General features: G+C 46.0%; 27 protein-coding genes. 13 read left to right on the forward strand and 14 right to left on the reverse strand.

What is annotated here, in order from left to right:
- Positions 1–16: 16 nt before the first annotated feature.
- Positions 17–286, reverse strand: coding sequence for a 30S ribosomal protein S15 (gene rpsO / locus SIB79_RS05930; protein ID WP_011130024.1), 270 nt, complete (start codon positions 284–286; stop codon positions 17–19).
- 58 nt (positions 287–344) lie between these two features.
- On the reverse strand, positions 345–1,022 hold the full coding sequence (gene ruvA, locus SIB79_RS05935) for a Holliday junction branch migration protein RuvA (RefSeq protein WP_063404118.1): 678 nt from the start codon (positions 1,020–1,022) through the stop codon (positions 345–347).
- 847 nt (positions 1,023–1,869) lie between these two features.
- On the opposite strand from ruvA, the gene SIB79_RS05940 reads away from it, so the two are divergent.
- Positions 1,870–2,085, forward strand: a complete 216-nt coding sequence (locus SIB79_RS05940) for a hypothetical protein (RefSeq protein ID WP_063403925.1) — start codon at positions 1,870–1,872, stop codon at positions 2,083–2,085.
- Between the two features lie 209 nt (positions 2,086–2,294).
- Here SIB79_RS05940 and SIB79_RS05945 read toward each other — a convergent pair whose 3' ends face one another.
- A complete protein-coding gene (locus SIB79_RS05945; protein WP_063403924.1) occupies positions 2,295–3,209 on the reverse strand; it encodes a DMT family transporter in 915 nt (304 codons plus the stop codon).
- A gap of 222 nt (positions 3,210–3,431) precedes the next feature.
- On the opposite strand from SIB79_RS05945, the gene SIB79_RS05950 reads away from it, so the two are divergent.
- The 4 genes from SIB79_RS05950 (at position 3,432) to SIB79_RS05965 (ending at position 7,420) form a co-directional block, all read left to right on the forward strand.
- Positions 3,432–4,244 carry a CsgG/HfaB family protein gene (locus SIB79_RS05950; RefSeq protein ID WP_236069647.1) on the forward strand — a complete coding sequence of 271 codons (813 nt, stop codon included), beginning with the start codon at positions 3,432–3,434 and terminating at the stop codon, positions 4,242–4,244.
- 185 nt (positions 4,245–4,429) lie between these two features.
- Positions 4,430–6,484 carry a DNA primase gene (gene dnaG, locus SIB79_RS05955; RefSeq protein ID WP_063403922.1) on the forward strand — a complete coding sequence of 685 codons (2,055 nt, stop codon included), beginning with the start codon at positions 4,430–4,432 and terminating at the stop codon, positions 6,482–6,484.
- Between the two features lie 345 nt (positions 6,485–6,829).
- Positions 6,830–7,084, forward strand: a complete 255-nt coding sequence (locus tag SIB79_RS05960; protein WP_011130019.1) for a hypothetical protein — start codon at positions 6,830–6,832, stop codon at positions 7,082–7,084.
- A gap of 39 nt (positions 7,085–7,123) precedes the next feature.
- The gene (locus SIB79_RS05965; RefSeq protein WP_011130018.1) at positions 7,124–7,420 is read left to right on the forward strand and encodes a hypothetical protein; all 297 of its coding nucleotides are present in this window, start codon (positions 7,124–7,126) and stop codon (positions 7,418–7,420) included.
- Positions 7,421–7,848: 428 nt separating this feature from the next.
- Here SIB79_RS05965 and SIB79_RS05970 read toward each other — a convergent pair whose 3' ends face one another.
- The gene (locus SIB79_RS05970; RefSeq protein ID WP_063403921.1) at positions 7,849–9,123 is read right to left on the reverse strand and encodes a Y-family DNA polymerase; all 1,275 of its coding nucleotides are present in this window, start codon (positions 9,121–9,123) and stop codon (positions 7,849–7,851) included.
- Between the two features lie 64 nt (positions 9,124–9,187).
- Between SIB79_RS05970 and SIB79_RS05975 the strand changes: the two genes are divergently transcribed.
- Together SIB79_RS05975 and SIB79_RS05980 are read left to right on the forward strand one after the other, a co-directional pair.
- On the forward strand, positions 9,188–9,361 hold the full coding sequence (locus SIB79_RS05975) for a hypothetical protein (protein WP_155724662.1): 174 nt from the start codon (positions 9,188–9,190) through the stop codon (positions 9,359–9,361).
- Between the two features lie 126 nt (positions 9,362–9,487).
- The gene (locus SIB79_RS05980; RefSeq protein WP_063403920.1) at positions 9,488–10,126 is read left to right on the forward strand and encodes a hypothetical protein; all 639 of its coding nucleotides are present in this window, start codon (positions 9,488–9,490) and stop codon (positions 10,124–10,126) included.
- A 113-nt stretch (positions 10,127–10,239) separates the two neighbouring features.
- Here SIB79_RS05980 and SIB79_RS05985 read toward each other — a convergent pair whose 3' ends face one another.
- From SIB79_RS05985 to SIB79_RS06000, 4 genes are all read right to left on the reverse strand, one after another.
- Positions 10,240–10,716, reverse strand: a complete 477-nt coding sequence (locus SIB79_RS05985; protein WP_063403919.1) for a LexA family protein — start codon at positions 10,714–10,716, stop codon at positions 10,240–10,242.
- Positions 10,717–10,896: 180 nt separating this feature from the next.
- The gene (locus SIB79_RS05990) at positions 10,897–11,235 is read right to left on the reverse strand and encodes a cupin domain-containing protein (protein WP_236072657.1); all 339 of its coding nucleotides are present in this window, start codon (positions 11,233–11,235) and stop codon (positions 10,897–10,899) included.
- A 346-nt stretch (positions 11,236–11,581) separates the two neighbouring features.
- Positions 11,582–11,842 carry a 2TM domain-containing protein gene (locus SIB79_RS05995; RefSeq protein WP_063403917.1) on the reverse strand — a complete coding sequence of 87 codons (261 nt, stop codon included), beginning with the start codon at positions 11,840–11,842 and terminating at the stop codon, positions 11,582–11,584.
- A gap of 358 nt (positions 11,843–12,200) precedes the next feature.
- Positions 12,201–12,653, reverse strand: a complete 453-nt coding sequence (locus SIB79_RS06000; RefSeq protein ID WP_063403916.1) for a 23S rRNA (pseudouridine(1915)-N(3))-methyltransferase RlmH — start codon at positions 12,651–12,653, stop codon at positions 12,201–12,203.
- An 8-nt stretch (positions 12,654–12,661) separates the two neighbouring features.
- Between SIB79_RS06000 and SIB79_RS06005 the strand changes: the two genes are divergently transcribed.
- The 3 genes from SIB79_RS06005 (at position 12,662) to SIB79_RS06015 (ending at position 14,593) form a co-directional block, all read left to right on the forward strand.
- Positions 12,662–12,850, forward strand: coding sequence for a hypothetical protein (locus SIB79_RS06005; RefSeq protein ID WP_155724661.1), 189 nt, complete (start codon positions 12,662–12,664; stop codon positions 12,848–12,850).
- Positions 12,847–13,068, forward strand: a complete 222-nt coding sequence (locus tag SIB79_RS06010) for a hypothetical protein (protein WP_063403915.1) — start codon at positions 12,847–12,849, stop codon at positions 13,066–13,068. Before SIB79_RS06005 ends, SIB79_RS06010 begins: the two co-directional genes overlap by 4 nt.
- Positions 13,069–13,957: 889 nt before the next feature.
- On the forward strand, positions 13,958–14,593 hold the full coding sequence (locus SIB79_RS06015; RefSeq protein WP_413681163.1) for a gonadotropin-releasing hormone-like protein: 636 nt from the start codon (positions 13,958–13,960) through the stop codon (positions 14,591–14,593).
- Positions 14,594–15,132: 539 nt separating this feature from the next.
- Here the strand turns inward: SIB79_RS06015 and SIB79_RS06020 are convergent.
- Complete coding sequence (locus SIB79_RS06020; protein WP_063403913.1) at positions 15,133–15,507, reverse strand: DoxX family protein; 375 nt, start codon at positions 15,505–15,507, stop codon at positions 15,133–15,135.
- 532 nt (positions 15,508–16,039) lie between these two features.
- On the opposite strand from SIB79_RS06020, the gene SIB79_RS06025 reads away from it, so the two are divergent.
- Positions 16,040–16,393, forward strand: a complete 354-nt coding sequence (locus SIB79_RS06025; RefSeq protein WP_063404117.1) for a rhodanese-like domain-containing protein — start codon at positions 16,040–16,042, stop codon at positions 16,391–16,393.
- 737 nt (positions 16,394–17,130) lie between these two features.
- Here SIB79_RS06025 and SIB79_RS06030 read toward each other — a convergent pair.
- From SIB79_RS06030 to SIB79_RS06045, 4 genes are all read right to left on the reverse strand, one after another.
- Positions 17,131–17,331: a hypothetical protein gene (locus SIB79_RS06030; protein WP_063403912.1), complete on the reverse strand. Its 201-nt coding sequence runs from the start codon at positions 17,329–17,331 to the stop codon at positions 17,131–17,133.
- Positions 17,332–17,600: 269 nt separating this feature from the next.
- Complete coding sequence (locus SIB79_RS06035; protein WP_063403911.1) at positions 17,601–18,032, reverse strand: hypothetical protein; 432 nt, start codon at positions 18,030–18,032, stop codon at positions 17,601–17,603.
- Positions 18,033–18,054: 22 nt separating this feature from the next.
- Positions 18,055–18,531: a pentapeptide repeat-containing protein gene (locus tag SIB79_RS06040; protein ID WP_063403910.1), complete on the reverse strand. Its 477-nt coding sequence runs from the start codon at positions 18,529–18,531 to the stop codon at positions 18,055–18,057.
- A gap of 233 nt (positions 18,532–18,764) precedes the next feature.
- Positions 18,765–19,754, reverse strand: a complete 990-nt coding sequence (locus tag SIB79_RS06045) for a DMT family transporter (RefSeq protein WP_236072656.1) — start codon at positions 19,752–19,754, stop codon at positions 18,765–18,767.
- 586 nt (positions 19,755–20,340) lie between these two features.
- On the opposite strand from SIB79_RS06045, the gene SIB79_RS06050 reads away from it, so the two are divergent.
- A complete protein-coding gene (locus tag SIB79_RS06050) occupies positions 20,341–20,721 on the forward strand; it encodes a YraN family protein (protein WP_063404116.1) in 381 nt (126 codons plus the stop codon).
- Between the two features lie 251 nt (positions 20,722–20,972).
- Complete coding sequence (gdhA, locus tag SIB79_RS06055; RefSeq protein WP_063403908.1) at positions 20,973–22,328, forward strand: NADP-specific glutamate dehydrogenase; 1,356 nt, start codon at positions 20,973–20,975, stop codon at positions 22,326–22,328.
- 301 nt (positions 22,329–22,629) lie between these two features.
- Here gdhA and SIB79_RS06060 read toward each other — a convergent pair whose 3' ends face one another.
- The gene (locus SIB79_RS06060) at positions 22,630–22,998 is read right to left on the reverse strand and encodes a hypothetical protein (RefSeq protein WP_063403907.1); all 369 of its coding nucleotides are present in this window, start codon (positions 22,996–22,998) and stop codon (positions 22,630–22,632) included.
- Positions 22,999–23,037 lie beyond the last annotated feature (39 nt).

Consider the following 23,037-nt stretch of genomic DNA (forward strand, 5'->3'; position numbering starts at 1 on the left):
AATCGCCAAAAGGGATTTAACCGCGGATGCCTAGTTTGGTGATCAGGCCGTTGTAGCGCTGTTCACTTTTTCCGCGTACATAACTAAGCAGGCGCTTGCGACGACCAATCATCTTAAGCAGTCCCTGACGGGATGAGAAGTCGTGCTTGTTCTCCTGCAGGTGCGAGCTGAGCTTTGTAATCCGCTCGCTAAGCATTGCCACTTGCACCTCCACAGACCCCGTATCGGTGCCATGGGTTTGGTTGGCATTGATCAGCTGTTGCTTTTCTGTTGTATCGAGCGACATGCTTGGCGTTTTGCCCTAAGAGACCAAAAAAACAATCTAACTCTTTGAGGACCATTGTTTAGGCAGCTTCCTGACTAAGCCAGCGCAGGCTTGCTCTCAGCCAGGCGTCAGTGTCGTCGATGGAAGGGACAGACTCAGGCATGTCACTGGCTCCTATTGCAGCACCGCTGGCCACAGCCCTTATGGCACGGCGTATTTCAAGATCTTCGTAGCCAAGGCCCCCGAGGGTGATCTGTAGCTCATGCAGACTTGCATCCTTGAGCTGATGCGAATCGATCACACCATTGTCCACCAGGGACATTCCAGGATTACGACAACTAAATTCAGCCAACTTTGTGCGCAATTCCACCGCAAGACGTTCGGCAGTGCGCTTGCCTACACCTTGAGCCTGACAAAGCTTGCGTAGGTCTCCCTGCACAATCGCCTCTACAAGTTCTCCGGCCTGACATTCCTCTAGAAGAGCGAGAGCCATCTGGGGCCCCACGCCGCTGACACCAATCAAGGTACGAAACATGTCCCTTTCTCGTCGTTCCGGGAAGCCAAACAAGCTGGATCCATCATCACGCTGCACCTGATGGATCCAGAGGATGAATGTGTTTTGCCCGTGCTCCATTTCGCTGAGATGGCGCGGTGCAATCTGAACCTCGTAACCAACACCAGCACAAGCCAGAACGACTCCTTGCCGAGTCCCTTGCTGCCAGGCTTCTACCTTTTGCCCTTGCAGCCAGCCAATCATAAGGTTGCTCTTGATATCATCCATGCTGCCTGATATGTCCAGCCTCTGCTTGATCGTTCGAGGATCTGCTCAGAGCTTCTGGAGCTTGTTTTGCTTTGCGTAACCGGTCTAAAACTCAATTCCTGCAATGGTTATCAGTAGCCTCGCCAGTGGATGTCCGCCAGAGGCCTTGGTCCTACAGATTGAGTTGTTGCATACCGCTATTACCAGTCTCCTAGATCTTAAGAGGAGGAGTTCAGCAGATAGGAGTGGAGTGCATGTTGACAAGCGAAATAACAGTCATCTACGTGAGAATTGGGTCTTGGGGGGTAATGGGTGACTTTGCTTAACAGCTACCTAGTGATTCACTACCTGCAGAAAGTTCGTTAAATAATTTCTAGAGCATTTTTTAAAAAGAGTAAGTTGTATTTGCCTGTCTATTTATGACCATCTTCAGAAGAGAAGCCCAAACTGTCTACTCAAAGAAGAACTAGAACCTGAATACCGTTTTGCCTATAGGCTTGACGAGGTTAGACAAGCTTATCTACTGAGTAAAGCTAGACTCAATAGACCCCATTGATTTTGGACAAGTATAATCTACAAGTTCTGGCTCTCTCTTTCAGACTTTCACCCTTCTCCTTATTCCAACCTTTACCCTTAATGATTGAGTCTTTTGCGGGATGATAGCTATACAAGATCTCCAGCTTACTTCTACACTCGTTTATCTTGTGGTCATTTATTGATATTGGTATTTGAATTCCAATCAATATAACTAACGAACCCATAAAGGTTCCGTCCCTTTTAGATAGAGGTGACTAGATCATCTCCTCACACGGCCTATCATTAGAATACCTAGCAGAAACACCTAATGACTGACGAAGAAACGAGGAACTCTCAGTACTGGGAAGAAAGAGCCAAGGAACTCTCAAATGATGAGCTGAAGGGTGTTAGTGGTGGAATAGACAGTGTTCCATATGATCTAAAATCTAATAACCCGAAAGATGTAAAGGAAGCATTAGAGGACTTGGATGGTCAAGTTAAGGAAGATTCTGGGTTCAAGACCTACGGTGGGAGTAGTTTCTAGGTTGTTCTGACCCCATTTTAGGACCAGCAAGTGGGTTACATGACTCCCCTACCAACCGTGACTACCTACGACAGGTTTAGATGTCTTAAAAGTAACGAGATCTATTTCTTATCAGTTGCTCCTAGGCGTGCACTTTTAAGGTATTTTTACAGAAATTGCCACCCATCGTTTACAACTCCATGAACAAGAATGAGGTCGCTATCTTGTTTTCATGTTGATTGCTTTAGGATATTTTCTTGTCTGCTTCTGAAGCTGATGAGTGTTGCTCCCAGTACCAACAGAGCTCCAATCACGAACCAGCCATCAACAGGTTCAGCAAACAGCAGTACACCCCAGAGAGTTGCGAACAAAACTTGGAAATAGCCAATTGAACCTGCTGTAGCTGCTGGTAAAAGAGTTAATCCCTCGGTAATCCAGATTTGCCCAAGTTGGGTAAATAGGCCAATACCCAGTATCCAGAGCCAATCGATTCCAAGTGGCAAGACTCCCTGATTCCCGAGGAAGAGCAAGGCTATTGGCACTGATGTCAATGGAAAGTAGAAAACGATCACAAGTTGATGTTCCTGCTTGGAAAGCTCACGTACGCAGACGTAGGCCAGAGCTGTAAATAGAGCACCTGAAAGTGCAATAGAGACAGATAAAGGGGAGTAACCGGTGAAGCTTGTGCCAAGCCATGCGGGTTTTAAAACCAGGGTGATCCCCAACCAACCAAGAAATACTGCTATGCCAATACGAGGATGGATTCTTTCTCTTAAAAACATCCATGCCGCTAACGCAACAAAAGTTGGATAGGTGTATTGCAGAACAGTTGCTGTAGCAAGGGGTAAGGACGCCAAGGCGTCAAATACACAGAACAATGCCGCTGTGCCCAGCAGCCCTCGTAATAACAGCAACCTTTTACGGTGTCCCCAGGGGGAAACCCCAACCCGACTGAGCATGAACCGAGTAATTGCCAGGCTGATCAGAGATCTTGCAAACAAAATTTCTGCGACAGGCAAACGACCACCAAGGTGTTTGACGCAAACGGTCATCAAGCTGAAGGCCAGAGCGGCGAGCAGGAGTGATTTGAATCCACGCCATTGGCTGATTGTCTGCGGTTGGTTGTTGCCCTGCATCGACATCATTCATCTCATCCGCAGAACTGAGGCAATGGCATAGTCAACAACACAAGAGAAGAGGCCATCCCTGAAAGCCATTGCAGCAAGGAAAGACCAGCAACAGGATTGAGATCGCCATGACGTTCCAAATTGGTGATAGCAAGTCGCGTTGCTTTACGAGAAGCAACCCACTCTCCTAATTCTTTTTAAATTGCCCGACTGTAGAAATATCTAATGGATTCAAAAGCCGTGAAACTCTCCTCCTTTGGTGTTGCAGCAGCAGTGGCTTCCTTTGTGTTTGTTCCAGTAACCGCCTGGGCTGGCCCAACGGTTTCTGTACCTGACTTTAAAAACCAGGTAGGCAGGTTGTCTTGGTGGAGCCCGCGTGTGAGCCGTCAGCTCGCGGATGCTCTTTCCAATGAACTAGCCCTTGCTGGTGGACTAACAGTCGTGGAACGGCAGAATCTCAAGGCCGTCCTCTCTGAGCAAGAGCTTGCCGAGTTGGGGATTGTGCGAAACGACGGAAACGCCGCACGTAGCCGTCAAATGCGTGGCGCCCAATATTTGATTATGGGGCGTGTGAGTGGCTACGAGGATGGGGTTGAAACAAAGCAATCTGGAAGTGGGATGCGCTTTATGGGTTTTGGAGGCTCAAAGACTGTTTCGGAATCCAAGGCTTATGTTTCCATCGACCTACGGGTGGTGGATTCCTCCACTGGAGAGGTTGTCGGTGCGCGAACAGTAGAGGGGCGTGCGACCAGCACAGCTAAACAGAAAGGCTCCGGCGGATCTTTGGCTCCCTTGGCTGGGCTTGTAGGAGGTGCAACCGGAGCAAGAGGGGCAGGGGCCTATGGCCTTGCGGCTGCAGGCACTTTTAGTTATGAAGAATCATCCAGCGAAAGTAATCGCACTCCCGCAGCAAAAGCCATTCGCGCAGCTCTCATTGATGGTGCTGATTATGTGAATTGCCTATTGGTGATTCGTGATGGCTGTTTGGCGTCTTATCAGCAGCAGGAATCAATTCGACGCTCTAATACACGTGATGTGCTCCAACTCGATTGATCTCGATCAAAGTTTTGTCGTTTTGCGGCAGGGCTGATTACGCCGTTTGCGCTGCCAATACAGAGAGGACGATTTTGAAGAGGTTTTGAGTTCTTATTTATCTCGGCCTTGCTTGTCGTATGGATTGATTTTGCTGATCATGTTCTCTTCTCGACCTCTCACGGCGCAACCAGCAAAATAAGGTCATGCCCGTACCCCGTCTTCACCCGCGCACGATCGAGGCCGTCAAGGAGCGTGCCGACATTGTTGATGTCGTTGGCGAACATGTGATTCTAAAGAAAAAGGGCCGTGAATTCGTAGGGATCTGTCCGTTCCATGACGACAGCAAACCATCGATGACGGTCTCGCCAGCGAAGCAGTTTTATTACTGCTTCTCTTGTGGAGCTGGTGGAAACTCGATCAAGTTCCTGATGGAGTTTCAGCGCCAGAGTTTTGGTGATGTGGTGCTGGAGCTTGCTCGCAAGTATCAACTACCTGTTGAGACGGTCGAGGGGCCCCAGCAGGAACGACTACGTCAGCAGCTCTCTCGTCGAGACAAGCTTCATCGTGCGCTTGCATTGGCGGCCGGTTGGTTTCGTGGCCAGCTGCGTACGCCAGTTGGTGCAAGTGCGCTGAATTACCTCACTGAGAAGCGGGGCCTTAGTGAACTCACCTTGGAATCCTTCGGGCTTGGCTATGCCCCTGAGCAATGGGATGGTTTACTCAAGCACCTCCAGCAGGTGGAAGGTTTGTCTGCTGAATTACTGGAAGCCGCCGGGCTTGTTGTGGCGCGCAAGGGGGGGGGAGGTTTTTACGATCGCTTTCGTCATCGTGTGATGGTGCCGATCCACGACCGCCAGGGAAGGGTGATTGGTTTCGGTGGACGCAGTCTTGATGGCTCAGAGCCGAAGTACCTCAACTCTCCTGAGACAGACGTGTTCGAGAAAGGCAAACATTTGTTTGGACTGGATCGAGCGGCGAATGCCATCCGTAAGGATGACCGGGCTGTGGTAGTCGAAGGATATTTCGATGTCATTGCATTGCATGCTGCAGGTGTCACCAATTCAGTGGCCTCCTTAGGCACTGCTTTGAGTAGTCAGCAGATCACCCAGATCTGCCGTTGCAGCGAAGGGAAGCGGATCGTGCTTAATTTTGATGCTGATGGAGCCGGTGTTCGTGCTGCGAACCGAGCCATTGGCGAAGTTGAACAACTGGCTTTGCAAGGCCAGTTGGAATTACGAGTGCTTCATTTGCCTTCTGGCAAAGACCCCGATGAATTTCTCAAAGATCATGGTGCTGGCGATTACAGGGCTCTATTAGATCAGTCACCTCTTTGGCTTGATTGGCAGATTCAACAGGTGTTGGAGGGCCGTGATTTAAGTCAAGCGGATCAGTTTCAGCAAGCAGTGAGTGGCCTGGTTGCATTGCTCGGCAAGTTGCCCCAGTCGGCCGTACGGACCCACTACCTGCAACAGGTTGCCGAACGCTTGAGCGGTGGGCAGGGCCGGTTGGCCTTGCAGTTGGAGGAAGATCTGCGCCAACAAGTGAAAGGGCAGCGCTGGCATGGCCGCTCAAGTCGCCATGAGCAACCTGGCGAGGCCAGTCAACGGGAGCGCAGCGAGGCGGAAATCCTGAGGTTATATCTCCATTGCTCAAATCATCGGGCTGCCATTCGCAGGGAGTTACGACAGCGAGAGCTGGAGGATTTTGCCTTACAACATCACCGTTTGCTTTGGGCGGCGATCACTGATTTGGAGGAAACCAATCTTGGTGCAGGACGTTTAGAGGCGATCAGTCGCGGAACTGACTCTGGTCATGATTTGGAGGATATTGAGTTACCACGGCTGCTTACCGATCAGTTGCTCCTGGAGAACAGTGCTCTAGTCGCTCGTCTTACCCCGTTATTAGAGCCTGGCGAGGTTCATTTGGCGGCTATGGCTAAGCCACTGCTTCAGCTCCGGGGCACAGCAGCGGCTCTAGAACGCCAGAAATCCCTCAAGCGTTGTCGTCATCTTCTTGAGGCCTGGGGTGGTCAGCGTCTTGAAACTCTTGAGCGTTGTATTGCTGCTTTGATTCAAGAAGAGCGACAGCAACCTACTGAATCAGTCGATATGGAAAAGCGTATCGAAGCAATGTTTGAGGAGCTCAACAGCGATGCGTTGCGTTTCCAGGAGCTTTATTACAGCGAGCGCAAGCATATTGGTCACTTAGATCAGCAGCGGTGTGGTGGCTTCTCAGGCCAGGATGTCATTCCGGCTTAGGTCATCAGTCTGTGGATGCGCTTCACAAGCCAATCGGCGATATCAAAGAACTTGTTGTCTTGATTGACCATCACGATTCCTGCTTGCATCTTCTCGCTGATCTTTTCTAGCTTTTGAATGCACCGCTCAGCGAGGCTTTACCATCTACGTTCCAGTCCATTAGCAACAGCTGCGCAGGTCAGCGAATCCTTTGTAGGGCTGTTAGATAAGGCGTCAAGTTGTGGAGCTTAAAGATGAAACTCACTTGTCATTCTAAGCAGATGGTTGTCTCTACGGAGGTGTACTGAGGCCTTTTAACTGCACCATGGCTCTTTAAACTGATGATCTCTTCTTAAATTTGATGGCATGAGCTTCTACGAAGCGATTTGGCACGGTGAGGGCATTGGTGATGGAGGTGATTTAGAGGAGTCTCTCCAGGCTTATATCGTGGTAAAACCTGAAGATGGCGACTGGACAGAAGCCTGTGCGAAGGACGGGGCGAATCCTCATGTGGATCACTACTCTTCCTTCGACGCTTATCTTGATAATGCCGATGCAATCGAGACGATTCCGGTAACCCCGGCGATGATTGCAGGAGCTGTACAACAACTTTCCTCATGATCGCTGTTTTAATCCAAAGGTTGCTGCGATTAGCCTCTGATGAGTGACGTCCCTATTGCCTTTGCTGGTTGCACGCCGGTGAATCATCTCTGGCCTCAGCTTGTTGAACGGCTGGGAATGGATAAATCAAAACGCGCAGTGCGTCAGGCGCTTGATTTGCAGGGCATGCAAGGTCATGCTGCAACTTTGCCGGTGCTTTTGGTTGAAACTTGTGGTGTCGCCTTGGCTAGTACTGAACTGCTGCGTCATCAGACCGGCCTCGCTTGCCATGGTGAGCGCATGGTATTGCTGTTGAATCGTCGCGAAGAGGAGGTGCAGCTTCTGCAGCAATTTTAAAATGCATGCACCCCCTAATGATCAAATAACAAAACCTCTCTTCTTCATTGTATATCTGTAGATCAGTTACTCTGCCTTGAGATTATTTTAATGGCGTTCAGTCACCTTTGCAGACTTTGCGGTAAATCTGTTGAGATTACTGAAGCATTTGCCAAGAGTATTCAGCGAACGGGAGGGTCTTCAATAATTTGCTCTACTTGCCTGGCTCATGAAACCACGCACTTGTTGCCTTCTAGGCCATCAGCCAGGCTCTCATTTGTTCGTCTAATAACCAAGACTTTTTTCATAGTAACTTTTCTATTTATCCTCACTTCTTTCTTCTCTGTATGGCGCATTCTTTATGGATTGGAGATGTGGATGGAACCGAGCCAATCAAATCCAGCCCAATCCACTAACTAATGAGATCTGTTGACATTCAATTCTAAATTTCAGGCCAGCACCAACGGCACGTCATTGAGGCGAGTTGTGGCCGCGCGGCTGAGTTGATGACGACGCATGCTCCATCCTGGCTGCATGCCACAAACAGCCCAACTCACGGTTCCGCTGCCGTAACGGTGATTGAGTCGGTCGACGGTGTTCATTAGTCGATCGCGACGATGCTGCTCATCGGCATGAACTGCTACCAACAGGTGTTGTTGCAGATGGTCTGCGCTCTGTAGGTTTTGCATCAGCACCCCGGCTTTGTTTAAGCGGCGATGGGGCCGGTAGATTCGCTCTACTAGTGGCAAGGCTGCTGCTAGCAAGATTGCAGTGTCGTTGCTTGGCAAATCCAGTTGGATGGTAGCGGCTTGGCTATAAAACGATGGCGCAAATGGGCTGGTACGTGTGAATACGGTGAGGATCCCGGCCCGTTGCTGTTGTCGTCGCAGTTTTTCACTGGCGCGCACCACGTAGCTTGCGATTGCCTGGCGTAATTCCTCTAGGTTGGCGATTGGTCGGCTAAAACTGCGGCTAACGCAGGTTTCCTGTTTTGATGTTGGGGCTAGGGCTAGAGGAAGGCAGGCATAACCTTGTAATTCTCGTTGTAGGCGTATGCCTACAACGCCGCAGCGGGCATGAAGTTGGCTACGTGGCATATCGCGCAATTGCCGGGCATTGGTTACGCCTCTAAGTCGGCACCAATGGGCCAACTTGCGACCGATGCCCCATACATTTTCGATAGCGACGCTCTCGAGCCATGTATCTGGATCACTAGCGGTGAGTAGGTTGAACACTCCAGCGTGAGCCGGTATGGCCTTGGCCAGGTGGTTGGCGAGTTTGGCCTGACCTTTACTGGCGCCAAGTCCGATTGCTATCGGTAGGCCCAGGTTGCGATGCACCTGGGCCCGTAGTTGACGGGCCCAGGGCTTTAGGTTGTCATCAGAGGGGCCATTGATGTAAGCAAAGGCTTCATCAATCGAGTAAATCTCCAGCTCCTCACAATGGGCTTCCAGCAAGCTCATCAGTCGTTGGCTCATATCGCCGTAGAGGGCGTAGTTGGAGCTGCGCACGACAACGCCAAGTCGGTCCAATTTGTGACGGACCTTGAAATAGGGCGTGCCCATACTGATTCCGAGAGCACGCGCTTCGGAGCTGCGAGCAACAATGCAGCCATCGTTGTTGGAGAGCACGACCAGAGGACGACCGATCAGCGAGGCGTCAAGGCTTTGCTCACAGGAGGCATAGAAATTGTTGCCGTCGATCAGGGCCGTGACCCGAGACATGGCACTGAAGGGGAGCGAGCGAAACCATGCCCTACTCTAATACAAATGCACTAGCACCTGTTTGATGGCGAGAACGTGCTTTGCTGTGACAGCCAGTCGCAATGGTTGTCGTCAATGTGGCGAGGAGAATGTCAATGCAGACTGGCGGCCAATCATTACTTTGATTGGTTGTTTGGCTGCATTGGTCTTGCTTGGCTGCATCAAGGTTTCCAACCTCAAGCCTGTCGTTGTGACCTAGAAGCCTTTTGCAATAGAGGATGCTGGCTCAATGGCCGGCTAGGCGTAGCTGAATCCCTAACAATGTCTACAAAAAGTCGTCTATGACGTCTTAGCTGAACCTGGCCACATAGGTTGATTCCATGTTATGAGCAACCGCGTCGGTCGGGTCTTTTGTAAAACCAACAAGACCAAAGGATTTGCAATGGCACCAACTCTAAGCAAGCATCAGAAAGATATTATTCAGAGAATCAATAAGGAAACCTTCTCTGAATGGCTATCGAGAGGAGATAGGCAAGAGATCAGAGAATTGATGGAAGAGGTCTGGATCGAATGGCTTTGCAAAGAAGATGATCAGTTCCGCGAACGTTACTATGAGCTTCAATCACAGGGTGATTGCGAATGGCTCAATATCAGAGAAGAAATCTTAGCTGTGCATGGCCATGTTGAGTCTCCAGAAGGAGCATCAGAGCTTCAGCAAAAAGCGATTAAAGCCAATGGTATTAAACACTTACATGATTGGTTTGCATTTGTAGATGCAAGTGTTCACGAGTATCTGGAAGATCTTGGCTGGGCAAGGGGGCCGGAGGAGAAATCCCTGAATTACTCCCACACCTCTGTTTCTGCTTGGGTTTCCGATCAAGAGGCAAATGAACAACAAGAAAGGCGTCAATGGCTTGGTCAGTTGACCGACACGTTATGGGATTTCAAAGGCTCCTCTCATTGTTATTGGTCTGATCGCATCCTTGCCTTACGCGATCTGGGTGAACAAAAGTCAGCCATTTGATCCACCAAACTTGCCTATCTCTATATACGATTTAAAGGCAATATCTTTAAAGATGAGCAACAACACTATTGCCATGCTGGGCAATCTTATTCATCGTCTTGCCTATTTTGAACCTATTCATGTAGGCGTTGTGTTGAGTGGGATATTTGCTGCGCAGGGTTGAGGCTATGAATGGAATGCACTGCCACACCCCAGATTTGCACGTCACCGAAGCGGGCCAGATCCAGCGGTGGGTAATTGGAATGGGCGGCCTCTAGACGCAATACACCACGGTGGCTGACAAGTTGTTTGAGTGTGAAGGCACCATCAAGAATCGCCACCACGATGTGACCGGGGCGTGCATCCAGGCTGCGGTCGACAACCAAGAGGTCGCCATTGTGGATGCCAACACCTGTCATTGAGTGGCCGCTAACACGCAGGAAGAAGGTGCTAGCCGGATGACGAATCAACTGTTCGTTGAGGTCGATACCGATCTCGATATAGTCCTCAGCAGGGGAGGGGAAGCCTGCCGCCACGTGCTCACTCGCTAATGGCAGGATCTGCTGCTTCCGCTCGGAGTACAAATGAAGAAGAGGCTCGCTGAACTCCATCGCGGCATCGGGCATCAATCCGATAGTACACCCGTTCCATTGGGGTGGTTTTCTGATTTGGCTTGATAGGGGTGTGCCCCGGGCGGTAGCAACCTCTTTACAAGATCGCTCGTGCTTGATCGAGCTGCTCTGTAGCACCTGCCAGCTTTTAAGTTTTAAGCGCTGCCTAAGGAACCTTTCTCAAAAGGCTTTCGTTTTCACCTGAACAGTCCTCGGAAGATGCTTGCTGCCTGCATAAAAAACGAGAACAACAGTGTCTTTTGGACCAAGACTTTTTCCGGTATGAACTGTATTCACTGTCTCAATCAGCGCAGCTCCCTGATTGAAAAGGCGTGTCGTTCCATCTTGAAGAGTTAGCTGAAGCGTGCCTTGAAGGATTACTCCTGCACTGATGACTGGGTGGGTATGCAATGGCAGGGTGACTCCGGCTGGAATCGTGATACGCAGAACTGTGATTTCAGCGTTGCTGGTTGGGTAATCCGGAAGAAAGTTTCCATCCCATTGCTTAGTACTTTGCACAAGTGTTTCAATCTTAACACCAAGATCTTTGCTATATTTAGCATTATCATGTGCATTTAAGGACGTTGATGAAATCGTCGAAACCACAATAATTGCTAGTGGCGCAAGAAATAGTCTTTGCATGATCAATTAAAAAGGTGTAGGCGCAAGGAGATTAGGGACTTAGCGTCATAGTCTGCATTAATGAAACACGTTTGAAAGTCATTAGCTGGCCAGAGAAAGATTCGGATAGCAGAAACATTTAGGTCTTAATATTCCTCAAGCCATAACTCACTTATCATTCTGGGCATTCACTTAACTGAAGCCAATTGAAAAAGATAGGTGTATGTAATAGTATTGATTTAAATCAATTGCGGCGCATCTCTGCCTCGATCTCTTCTGTGCTGAAGTCTCTCTCTGGATGAGCAAGCTTCCAAGACTGCACAGCAAGAGAAATGCCCCATCCAAAAATAGGCCAAATGGGCCAGAAGTAGCCCATGCCAGTTACCAACCAAATCACAATCAGAGCAAGGTTCACAGTGAAGTAGGTTTGAACCTGTCTCTTCAGTATCCTTTTCTTCCTGAGTTGTGATAACGCTTTTTTGCGCAAAATTTCATCTTCAGGCATATCAAAAGACCTCTATTGATCATTTGGTGGACAATAACCAGCTTAAAGTCAACTATAAGTTTGGTCAGCTCAAAGTAAATATTAGTGACATGAACTTGAACAGCATCCTATTTTAAGGTTCTGATCTTGTTTGGCTAACTAAGAATTAACAGACGCCCAGGCTGGCAACTGATAAAGACTAGGAGGATGGTTGGATTTCATTCTGGAGAGAGTGTTGTGGTATATATTGCTGAAGCAATCTGACATTTGAGCATCATCATTGTCTTAAACTGATTTCCTTTTCAGTATGCTCAAGAGTTATCGCTTTAATCTAATGCAGCTGTTTTATCAGTGATCGCAATTCAGATCTTCACAATCGTTAGCTCCTGTGATATTTACCTCCTTGCAGGATGGTCTGTGCTCGGTAGAGCTGCTCCACAAGTAACAGGCGAGCAAGTTCATGGGGAAGCGTCATCGCAGACAAACTGAGCTGCCATTGGGTTGAGTTTTTCAGCTCTGCTGATAGGCCATCTGCGCCACCAATCACAAAGGCAAGACGTTGAGAGCCATATTTTTCAAGGCGTTTAGCAAAGGACACTGAAGTCAGCGCTTCCCCTTCTTCGCTAAGAGGAATCAGCACTTCGTTGCTATTGAGTGCGGCCCTGATCGCTTCCGCTTCTCGCGGCATAGATCCATCACGAACCTCTGTGATAATCAAGCCTGGTAGGCGTTTTTGATACATCGCTAGGCCGTCTTGGATCCAGCCTTTGCGAACCTTGCCAACGGCGATGATTCTAAACGCACAGTTTCTCAAGTACAGCTGCAGCAACATCCCTCTCCATGATGCTCGGTTATAAGCACTGTTCAACACATCCCCAGCAGAGAAAGATACTTGAAGTGCTTCAGGCGCAATACCGCAGAGCGAAGCAGCGCATAGAAGGCCGGCAATGGCGCGATCGATTAGGACCGGTCAGAACAGCATCTAATGGTTTGCTAAAAGGTCGATATCGTCTACGGGGAGAAGGGTGAGAAAGATCTGGGTGCAGTGGCAGGAGCTCTATGCGAAGGAGTGGTCACAATGGTTGGCCTGGCCTTTATTTGCACTTGGGATCTGGGTGATGCTCGCCGGAGGCAGCAGTGGCTGGTTTTTGCCTGGTTTATTAATCTGGTGGGTCGCTTGTGATCACACAGTCCCTCCCTGGAGGAAATGGCGAAAGAAACAACTGGCAAAGAAGGAAAGGAAGTAGACAGCCACATCAAGCCCTCTCCATTCGCCAGCGGAGCATTTCCTGGAGTTAGAGATCGATGAGCAAACTCACACTTTCATTTGAGCGAGATCACCTCCAGAGCGAGTAATCAGCGAGAAGCTAAATGCATCGAAGGCAAACAACCATCTCAACCAGAGTAAAACAATGTACATGGAACGCCACGATAAAAACTAAGGCTTGGTCAACCTAAAGCTATCTCTGCAGGCATTATTCTTAATAATTATCTTGGCGTAGATATGGATCTAACTGTAGACAGATGCAATATAGAAAGGCATTCGTGGCATAAGATGACTAGCCCATGGAAGCATCCTCGTTACAACATTCAAGGCAAAGTACATGCGCGATGCGAAGATTGGAAGCAATTAATTTGAACTAGCGATTGGATGATTGAGATGATAACAAAGGATTTATCTTAAGCAAATAAAAATCACAGGGAGTAGAGTTCAAAGCAAGTAGCAAGTAGCAAGTAAATCCAATTAGATTTAAAATAAAAGGAGCCAATCCTTAGCAACACTTATGGAATAGATTCATGAAGAATTGACGCACCAATACAGTTGTAAAAAATAGACATTTGGGCATAAACCCCTGATATCAATAAAGCTGCACAGACAATTAGATAAAGATTAACATGAATGATTAGACTGTCTCTAAAGTAATTATTCTTATTTCCGCTTGATAGGAGTAATATTGATATCGATAGGTGATGAACTGGTTAGAATCAGCATCGACCAAATTAATTACCTGCATAAAGATAATAAAACTAATGGTAATAGAAGTATTTACAAACAAGGCCATTCACATAGTTCTCAAACATTTTCTCAACTTCAGTGGTAGAAGCTGTAATCTATTGTCAAGCCAAAAGGCACCTATGGCAGCAAGCATCATGAAGCAAGAAGACTACCTGTTTGACCACTTCAGACTTAGTCAACAACAATTAATCTCCTATAAGATTTTCTGGGTTGATCGTTGGTTAAATTATTGTTGGGATGATGTGCTGGGAAGGATCGGTGGACTTGACCTTCCTTCTATTGGCAGAGCCTATAAATCTCCCCCTCCAGCACAACTACTGCTGTTATCGAATGGCCAGAAAATAGAACTTTTTGAACGAAATAAAGACTACCTCTTGAGATCTATTATTGAGGATAGTAGAGGAGATATTGGCGCTAGTGATTTCAATAGGCAGTGGCTTTCTGAAAACTCTAATAATAAGGAATTAGAAGCGATTGCAAAGCAATGGGATGCTTTTATAAAAGAAGAGTGTAATGACGTGATTGAAGAACAAGAGAATGAGGGCATCAGACTAATCACATCCTCATTACCTTTAACAGTAAGAAATTTAGAATTTGCCAAGCAAGAAAAAGAGCAACACTGGTATTGGGAAATAAGCAACGGATTGATCATGCTTACTTGTAGCGAAGATCATTTCAATAACACCATCAAGCCTTATTTAGATAGTGGTCAGGCAGACTACCTGGATTCTAATTCAGGTCCTGTACTAGGTTGATTCGACTGATCTGGCAAACTAAATCAACAGCATTAGTATTGATCATGATATCAAGTCAATAAAAAAGCAGAGATCAAAACCACGAAGCATTACTGAAAGCCTAAAAGAGTGGTTAAAAGTGAAGATCATCATGCCAAAATAAGGAATGGGTCAACAAAGAAAGGATTGGCATATGGTTTCAATATCTAGTCTAACAGTAAAACAAGCATTTTGAATAAACAAAACAGATCTCGCTTGCTAAATTAGACGGGAATAAGATTAATATTAAGAGATTCATGTTTATAGTACCTAAACTTGCTGTGATCGAGTTGATCATGAGGCGGAACAAGACCCCTTTAGATTAAAAATTAAATGTTTAAGAATGTTCAAGGATAGAGCTGCTAACAAGGCAGACTGATGTTGTCGTTAAAGCTATTGGATAGTTGCTATTCAGTAAAGCTATATAAGCTTTTATTTAACCTGACCAGACAAAAAAGAGCTATTATTATGAATAATAGATGAAAAACAAAAAAGCTATACTTTAATGCTTATCGGCAAACTTATCCTTCGATGAATTTCGGTCTAGTCAAGGCTAGAGTAAGGCCACCAATCAACCCAAGATTCATAAATAGTGCTTTAGGCTGAAAGGGGAATGCATGGAAGATGACTGTCGTAGGCACAAGAAAAATAAGTAATAGTGATGCTCCAAGTTTTTGACTTTTGCCAAATACAAGAAGTACTGAGCCAACAATAAGGCAGGCAATTGCTGCCAACAACAAGAAGGGTGCTAATGGTTCAGGGATCCCCTGCCCTGAGATTGCTTCAACTACTGATGAGAACTTGATAATCTTTGACGGAACTGCGACAACAAAAACTGCGGATAAACAAAGCCTGCCGATGAAATCAACTAACTTCCATACATGTGGTTGAGGCATTGGTCTGATTGGTTCTTTGCTAATTATCTACGAATGATGTTGTACTGACCCAATTGGTATGGATTCCTTACAAAAAAGCATTCATGAAAGCAATCCTGATCGATTGAGAGCTATCTGCAATGAACATGAGCGTGTTCAAGACTAGACGCGTCTACTGATTTGATCACTCAACGCGTTTGGTCATCAGAGCCAGCTAAAGGCTTGGATGAAGCACCCACTAGTTCCAATATCTGCAATTAAAATGGTCTGATAGCAGCAAGAACAGTGGAAGGAGTACTCTTCAAAAAAAGATGAACAACCTACAGGCTGCTAAGAGGCACAGTAATGTCATGAATATGATCTTGTTTGACTTGACTGTGAGACACTTATGTGATTCCATCTAAGGGTTGGCTATGGTCTCTCGGGTAAACCTTGGTAAGGCAGATTGATAGTGATTGCGTTACATCAAACTGAAATACAGGATCATCCGTACCAATGGCGATCAAAGTGGAACGAGATGAACGAAACTCACATCGAAGCCAATCATTTAACAATGAATCAGCCCACTCCAACCCCTATTTCTGCAAAGGATCTGCATCGCTGGTTAAGCGACTCATCATCTCTACCAATCTGTGTGGATGTGAGAGAAGACCAGGAGCTTGAGTTAGCCCCATTCCCAGCCGATGTACTGCATTTACCGCTGAGTCGATCTTCTGATTGGATCGAAACTCTTCCTCAACTATTACCAAACGACCGTCCTGTCGTCGTGATTTGCCATGCTGGTATACGCAGTTGGAACTTCGGGACCTGGCTTTTAGAGCAGGAGATTGGTTATCAGGTCTGGAATCTAGAAGGCGGAATCGACGCTTGGAGCATCAATGTCGACTCAAGCGTGCCCCGCTATTAAGCAAGTGTTCAAAACACATGCAAAGCTCCAGATTGATATAGAACTACTGTTAAAATTATTCTAACGTAGGAATTAACTAAAGAATTGTCAGCTTACTCGATCTGTACAGAGGTTGAACAGTTAAAAACAGGTCTGATCACTATCTATACTATTAATAGCCATGCAAAAAGAAGAAAAAATTATAATAGCTCATCTAGAAAGATGGGCAGTCATCAATTGCAAATGTTGGCAGATGAAGACCATCTGAAATTGACAATCAGGATGGAAAAAACCATTTTGAGCTCAAAGAGAAGTCTAATTTGCGGGTGAAGCGATTGATTGAACAAGATTTGGGATATAAAAAGGATCCGATCTATTCATAAAAACTTAACCAGAAGAGACTGAAAGGATTATATCTAAATGAAGAGCCTTAGATAAACCATAGGCTGAATCATTCTTGGCATGTCTGCGCAAGAAATTATTGATTTATTACACAAACGATTTGTTATTAGTTATTCAAAGAAAATCTTCCAGCCCTCTATAATCTTTATAGGCTAAGATCATAGTTTTAGGAACTTAGTCATCAACATCATGCCGTGACATTATTATTAGTGAATGGGCTTTCAAAACAATCTATTGCATGGTCTGCTTGCCTAGCATTAACAGCAACGGCAAAAGGTGACCGCCTTTCAGATTGGCATCTCCACAGGCAAGTGTTGTTGCTTTGACGATAGAAGCAGCTGAAAGACTTAAAGAAACTAGAATGAGTCTTGATTCCAATTCTTGATCAAACTGCCGAAAAACTCCCTTTGGCTTGTGGTGAGTTCAAATTGTTTCTTTACGGGGTTTGCTAGGGACATCCGCATTGATGGAATTGCTGTTACCGCTAAAACTGCAGCAAGAACGACACGAAGCAATCCAGTGGAAACGAAAACAATCAAACCAGTGTTTGACTTCATCGGTTAGGGTTCAAATGAAAAGAGGTAAAAGAAAGTCTCAAAGCAAAGATTCTGGAGTTAACAATTTAGATCTAAACCCTTTTCTGCTCTAGATCAACCCTTCAGATGAAGGGTTCTATCGTTGAATGTTGCCTTCTCTCGTTAATGAGACTTTTACCTAAGCCCTCTTTGAAGATGCCCTTTGCATCGATCATTGTCTTAAGAAAAGCTATGCAGGCTAAGCACTTTCTTCACGGGACTTGATCAAGCCGGATTCAGTTCTAAGACGATCAAATCTCGTCTTCGTCTTCGTCTTCGAGAAGCAGCTGCCCGAAAGCAACATAAAGACTCTCCTCTGTGCTGCCAGGCGTCAGCGGGGGTGTCTTGGTAACGGTCGTTTTACCTTTTCTGGCGGAGGAGGATCTGTCGAGGGGGTTCATTTCGCCTTGTTGTTGGCGGACTCCTTCAGCCGACTCCTGAGTCTGTCGTTTGGCTTCGGCGGCCTTAAGGCGGGCCATCAAGTGAGGAGGAACTGTGCCATCAGGGCTCACCTGCATCAATTCCTGGAAGAGGGCCTGTGGATCGTCTTCGGTTTCGATGCGATGACGACGTTTGCTTGCTCGAGGCTCTGCTGTACTTGAAGCAACTGGTGTTGGCAAGGGCCGGGGTAACTGGCGACCCAGTTCACGTAGACGTTTAAGACTGCGGGGATCAAAACTCATCGGAGTGGTTGGCGTGGAGTATTTAGCTGCAGCCCAGGCTGTCTGCCGTATTGCGACCTGTGATCGGGTTGGTTCCCTCCGCCACCTCACAAAGCGTTGTGAGAGCATCGCCTCGCAGGGGCACATTGGTGAAGTCGGCACCTGTAATGGTCACGTTGTTGAAGCGGGTGTTGAAGGCGAAGGCGTCCTCAAGCACTGCATTGGTGAGATCAGTTCCATCAAATATGGCGGAATCAAGGGTGGAGTCTCGCAAGTTGGTGTTGCTGAGGTTGGCATCGTGAAGCTTGGCTCCAAAAAGGGTGGATCCTTCTAGATCACTCCCAGATAGATTGGCCTCTCGCAGGTTGGCAAGATTAAATGTGTCACCTCGCAGATCTTGGTTCGAGAAATCTGCATTGACCAACACCTGTTGGGAATGATTCATGATTGCCCAACTGGGTTGCAATGGCAATAGAAGTAGAAGGGCAGCAGCAGAAAAGCCAAGTAGTCGAGCGAACATTGGGTTAGGGGTTAAATAGTTAAACCATAGGTCCATAGGTAGAGGAATGATGGCTCTTGAGAAAGAAGTTTGCTGAGCTACGCATCCGCATCCCCATAAAAGCTTCTACGAGTGCTATCAACATTTACCCATGAATCATCCAAGTAGATAATTTATCAGGTTAATCGAATAAAATAAATCCTATAACCAATACCAAAAAAAATAAAAGACTGTTTAAGGATTTACTATTGAGATTATTGCCTACCTACTAATTTAGGGGTTGGCTTCCACTCACTCGCAAAGACTGCAAGCGCTAGAATCAACAGAGAAGCATAGGCACTTGCTGAAAGCTTATTCTGCAGGAAAACAACCCCTAGAAAAACTCCTACTAAAGGAACTAGATAGTTAACGAAGCCGGCAAATGTAGCTCCTGCAAGACCAACAAGACGAACATACAACACATAAACCAGACCTCCAGCAAAAGCACCCTGAGCAACCATTGCTAGTACCGCATTACTCTCGATAAGGTGATGTGTTAAAGGTTGGCCAAGCAAAAGCAGTAAAGCTCCTAACTCGATGGCACCACAAAGAAGTATATCTCTTGCTATTTTTATCGGAGCACCCATCTCTGGCAGGGTTCTAATCAATACAAGACTAATGGAAAAGCTCAGTGCAGCGGTTAAAATTGCTGCACTTCCAAGTAGGCTGTTGGCTTGTTGAGACAGGCTAACCTGAGGCCATAACAACACAACAACACCTGCAAAACCAAGGGCAATACCAATAAACTTTCCTCTCGTAACTGGCTCACTACGAACAAAAATAACAACTAAAATAAGAGTAAAGATTGCTACGAGTGACATCAGGATCGCGGCAATAGCACTGTTGACATGTTGCTGACCCCAGGCAACAAGGAAGAAAGGAAGAGTTGCTTCAAAGAAGCCAATCATAATGATTTGACGCCAATAACTTATCTTTGAAACCGGATTATCATGAGCTTCAGGCAAGATCAACAAGAATCCACTCAGTGTTAGGAAGCCAATCGTCGCTCTAAGCCATGAAACTGCTTGAGGAGTAAAGACTTCTAGAGCAAGATCATTAAGTAAGAACTGAGATCCCCAGATTAGAGTAATTAAGATGAGAAGTACATATCGAAATCGAGATCCCTGGATTTGATTTGTCTGTCCCATCGAATTTCTTTCTATAAATTTTATCATTCTACTGCAATAAGAAGCATCCCAGTTCATGTGCTTAAGGCTTCTTACCTCAATCACTTGAGCATGATCAATAGGGTCATCTGCAAACCATTTCCTTATTAGCCAAAGCTTGTAATAAAAACAAGCATAAGAATACCGTTATTGATCTCATCTTGTTTACAAATTTAGCATTGAGGTTCATTCATGCTGCTTTGCATTAGGACTTTACTCTGCACTGTTGCCAGCAAAATTCCTCAATCGCTTCAATTTAGTAATCCCCAAGTGGAGATAACTCTTCAAAAACATATCGTTCAATTAATTCACTGAAAAATATTTTTTTCAAATAGTCTCAAAGATGCAATTCTATCAAACAAGGCAATCGCCCGGCGAATCACAAAGTGTATTGAATAGATTTTAAATGCAGCACAATCTAAACCTTGTCAGCAATAAAAAAAACTACTGGTCTTGTCTATCCTATTGGGTTTAGCTTTAAAGTAATGAATCTACCTATCACTTTAATAAGCAATAATTGGGGCATCATTCTCTTGAACTTTTCGCGTTGAATTCATACGTGCTGCTTTGTGTATTGGTACAGCATCGATGCATGGGTGGAATTCTCATGTGAATGCAGCAGCAAATGATGGATTCAACCCGGAAGGGGTGTTGGGGCGAAGAGCGTGTGTTACGCCTCCTACAAAGACACGGATGGCAGTTGGTGAGCCAACGTTGGTCATGTCGCTATGGCGAGTTAGATCTTGTGCTTGAGAAGCAGCAATGGCTGCTGGTTGTGGAAGTGAAGTCTCGTCGTTCTCGTGGATTAGATCATTGGGGATTGTGTGCCTTTAACAAAGGAAAGCAGCTGCGATTGATGCGTGCGATTGGATGTTGGCTGGCAACTCATCCTTACTTCGCTGAACACAGCTTGGAGTTGGTGTTGGCATTGGTGCCCTTACCGCCGAGTCAAAACACACTCGATTGGATTCGAATTGACGACCTTGACATTGATGCTGCTGATTAAAGCAACTGTATTCTTCATCTCTTGAAGACAGATTGCTGACAGTTCCTTAACTTCCTCAACTGTTTGCTATGCGGATAAAATGCATCATAAAACTGGATCAGGCTGTTGTCTGTTTATTGCCAAGTTTTTCATGATTCCTGAGAATGCCTTGGTCATACTTTTAAGCTGATCTGGATAATATTCTGTATTAAATTCACTTTAGGCGCTTGCCATGAAATCATACTAAATGACTTCTTGAGAAAGGACAGCTGATGTCTGATGCTACTAGCCATGAGATAGATCATTTCATGAAAGGTCTGATGAAGAGAAATCCTGGAGAACCTGAGTTTCATCAAGCCGTCCATGAAGTTGTTGAAACTCTAATTCCTTTTATTCTTTCCAACCGTGTTTACAAAGATGCACAAATTCTGGAGCGGATGACGGAACCTGACCGCGTCGTTATCTTCAGAGTCTGCTGGGAAGATGATTCAGGCAATATCCGCACAAATCGAGCATGGCGTGTACAGTTTAATAATTCCATTGGCCCTTATAAAGGTGGAATACGTTTCCATCCCAATGTCACCTTGAGTGTCCTGAAATTTTTAGGTTTTGAACAGACCTTTAAAAACAGTCTTACTGGTCTGCCGATGGGTGGAGGGAAGGGTGGATCTAACTTTAATCCTAAAGGTAAAAGTGACCGGGAGATAATGCGATTTTGTCAATCTCTGATGATTGAACTTCATAGACATATTGGTGAAGACACAGATGTACCTGCTGGTGATATCGGAGTCGGTTCTCGTGAAATTAGTTATATGTTCGGTCAGTACAAGCGCCTTGAAAATCGGTTTAGTGGAATCTTGACTGGCAAGGGGCTGTCATTCGGTGGAAGTCTTGTTCGTACTGAAGCGACGGGTTACGGATGTGCTTATTTCTGTGAAAATATGCTCAATCATATAGAGGACTCTCTTGTTGACAAAATATGTTCCATCTCCGGTTCTGGAAACGTAGCCCTCTACGCAGTTGAAAAGGCCATTGAACTAGGAGCCAAAGTTGTTACTCTTTCTGACTCAGATGGTTTTGTACACGTCCCAAACGGCATTAATCTCGAGATGCTTGCGTTTGTCAAGGAGCTAAAGACTGTTCGCCGTGGGCGAATCCATGAATTTGCTAATCACTACAAAGGCGTTGATTTTTACGCAGGAAAGCGTCCATGGAATGTTCCCTGTGATATTGCCTTCCCTTGTGCTACTCAAAATGAGATTAACCGTGCAGATTCACAGGAACTAATCAACAATGGTGTTAAAGCAGTTGTTGAAGGTGCGAACATGCCAACCAATCTTGACGGCATTCATCAATTTCGTCATGCAAAAGTAATACTTGCTCCTGCCAAGGCTGCAAATGCTGGGGGTGTCGCAGTCTCTGGCCTTGAGCAGAGTCAGAATGCATTGCGTCTATCTTGGAGTCGTGAAGAGGTCGATCAACGCTTAAAGTCAATTATGTTGGAAATTCACTCCAAATGTGTTCAGCATAGTCATAAATTCGAAGACTACACTGATTACATTACAGGAGCCAATATTGCAGGATTTACGAAAGTTGCTGATGCAATGCTGGCTTATGGAATTGTTTGATTTTATATCATTGGATACATATGATTATGTTCGGCTGAGGTCGAATAAAGGGACAAGCAAAGTTTCATGATTTTTACACTCTGTGTATCGGGTTGATGATGATAGAACTTTAATAATCTCTCATTTTCATTGTGCCTGCATAGATTGCAAAAAACCAATAAAAATACAGATTTCCTTGAAGTCGCTATTAGATGTGACCGTCAATATCGAAACACACTCGATTGGATTCGAATTGACGACCTTGACATTGATGCTGCTAATTAAAGCAACTCAATGAATCAACAGGGTTGTGTTGATTTTTTTAGCTTGAATCAGAATTGGACGGTAAAACCAGCAGAAGCTCTCCAATCGATGTTTCGGTTGGATGAATCCCAGATTTCAACGCCACCACGTGCATAGACCTTGAATCATGTGGAGCCAATGTTGTTAGTGGTGTAATCGATCCCGGATTCCAAAAGCACTCCATTTTGATCGTCTTGGTGGGATGAGCAGGAAAGGGTGTTGTCGGTCTATAGATGAAGCCAATTGTTTGAGCTGAGTTGTTTTGATGCAAATCAAGAATCCATGCAGTGCGCAGACTTGGAACAATCAGGGATCTATCGCCGCTTTTGATTGGAACAGCGAGTTTGACTCCGAGTTTTGTCTGCAGCTTTTTTTGATCTTCAATCAATTGCGCCGCCCTCTATACCGATTGGTGCAAAGTTGAGGG

The sequence above is a fragment of the Prochlorococcus sp. MIT 1342 genome (genome assembly GCF_047304495.1).
GTDB classification, from domain to species: domain Bacteria; phylum Cyanobacteriota; class Cyanobacteriia; order PCC-6307; family Cyanobiaceae; genus Prochlorococcus; species Prochlorococcus marinus_D.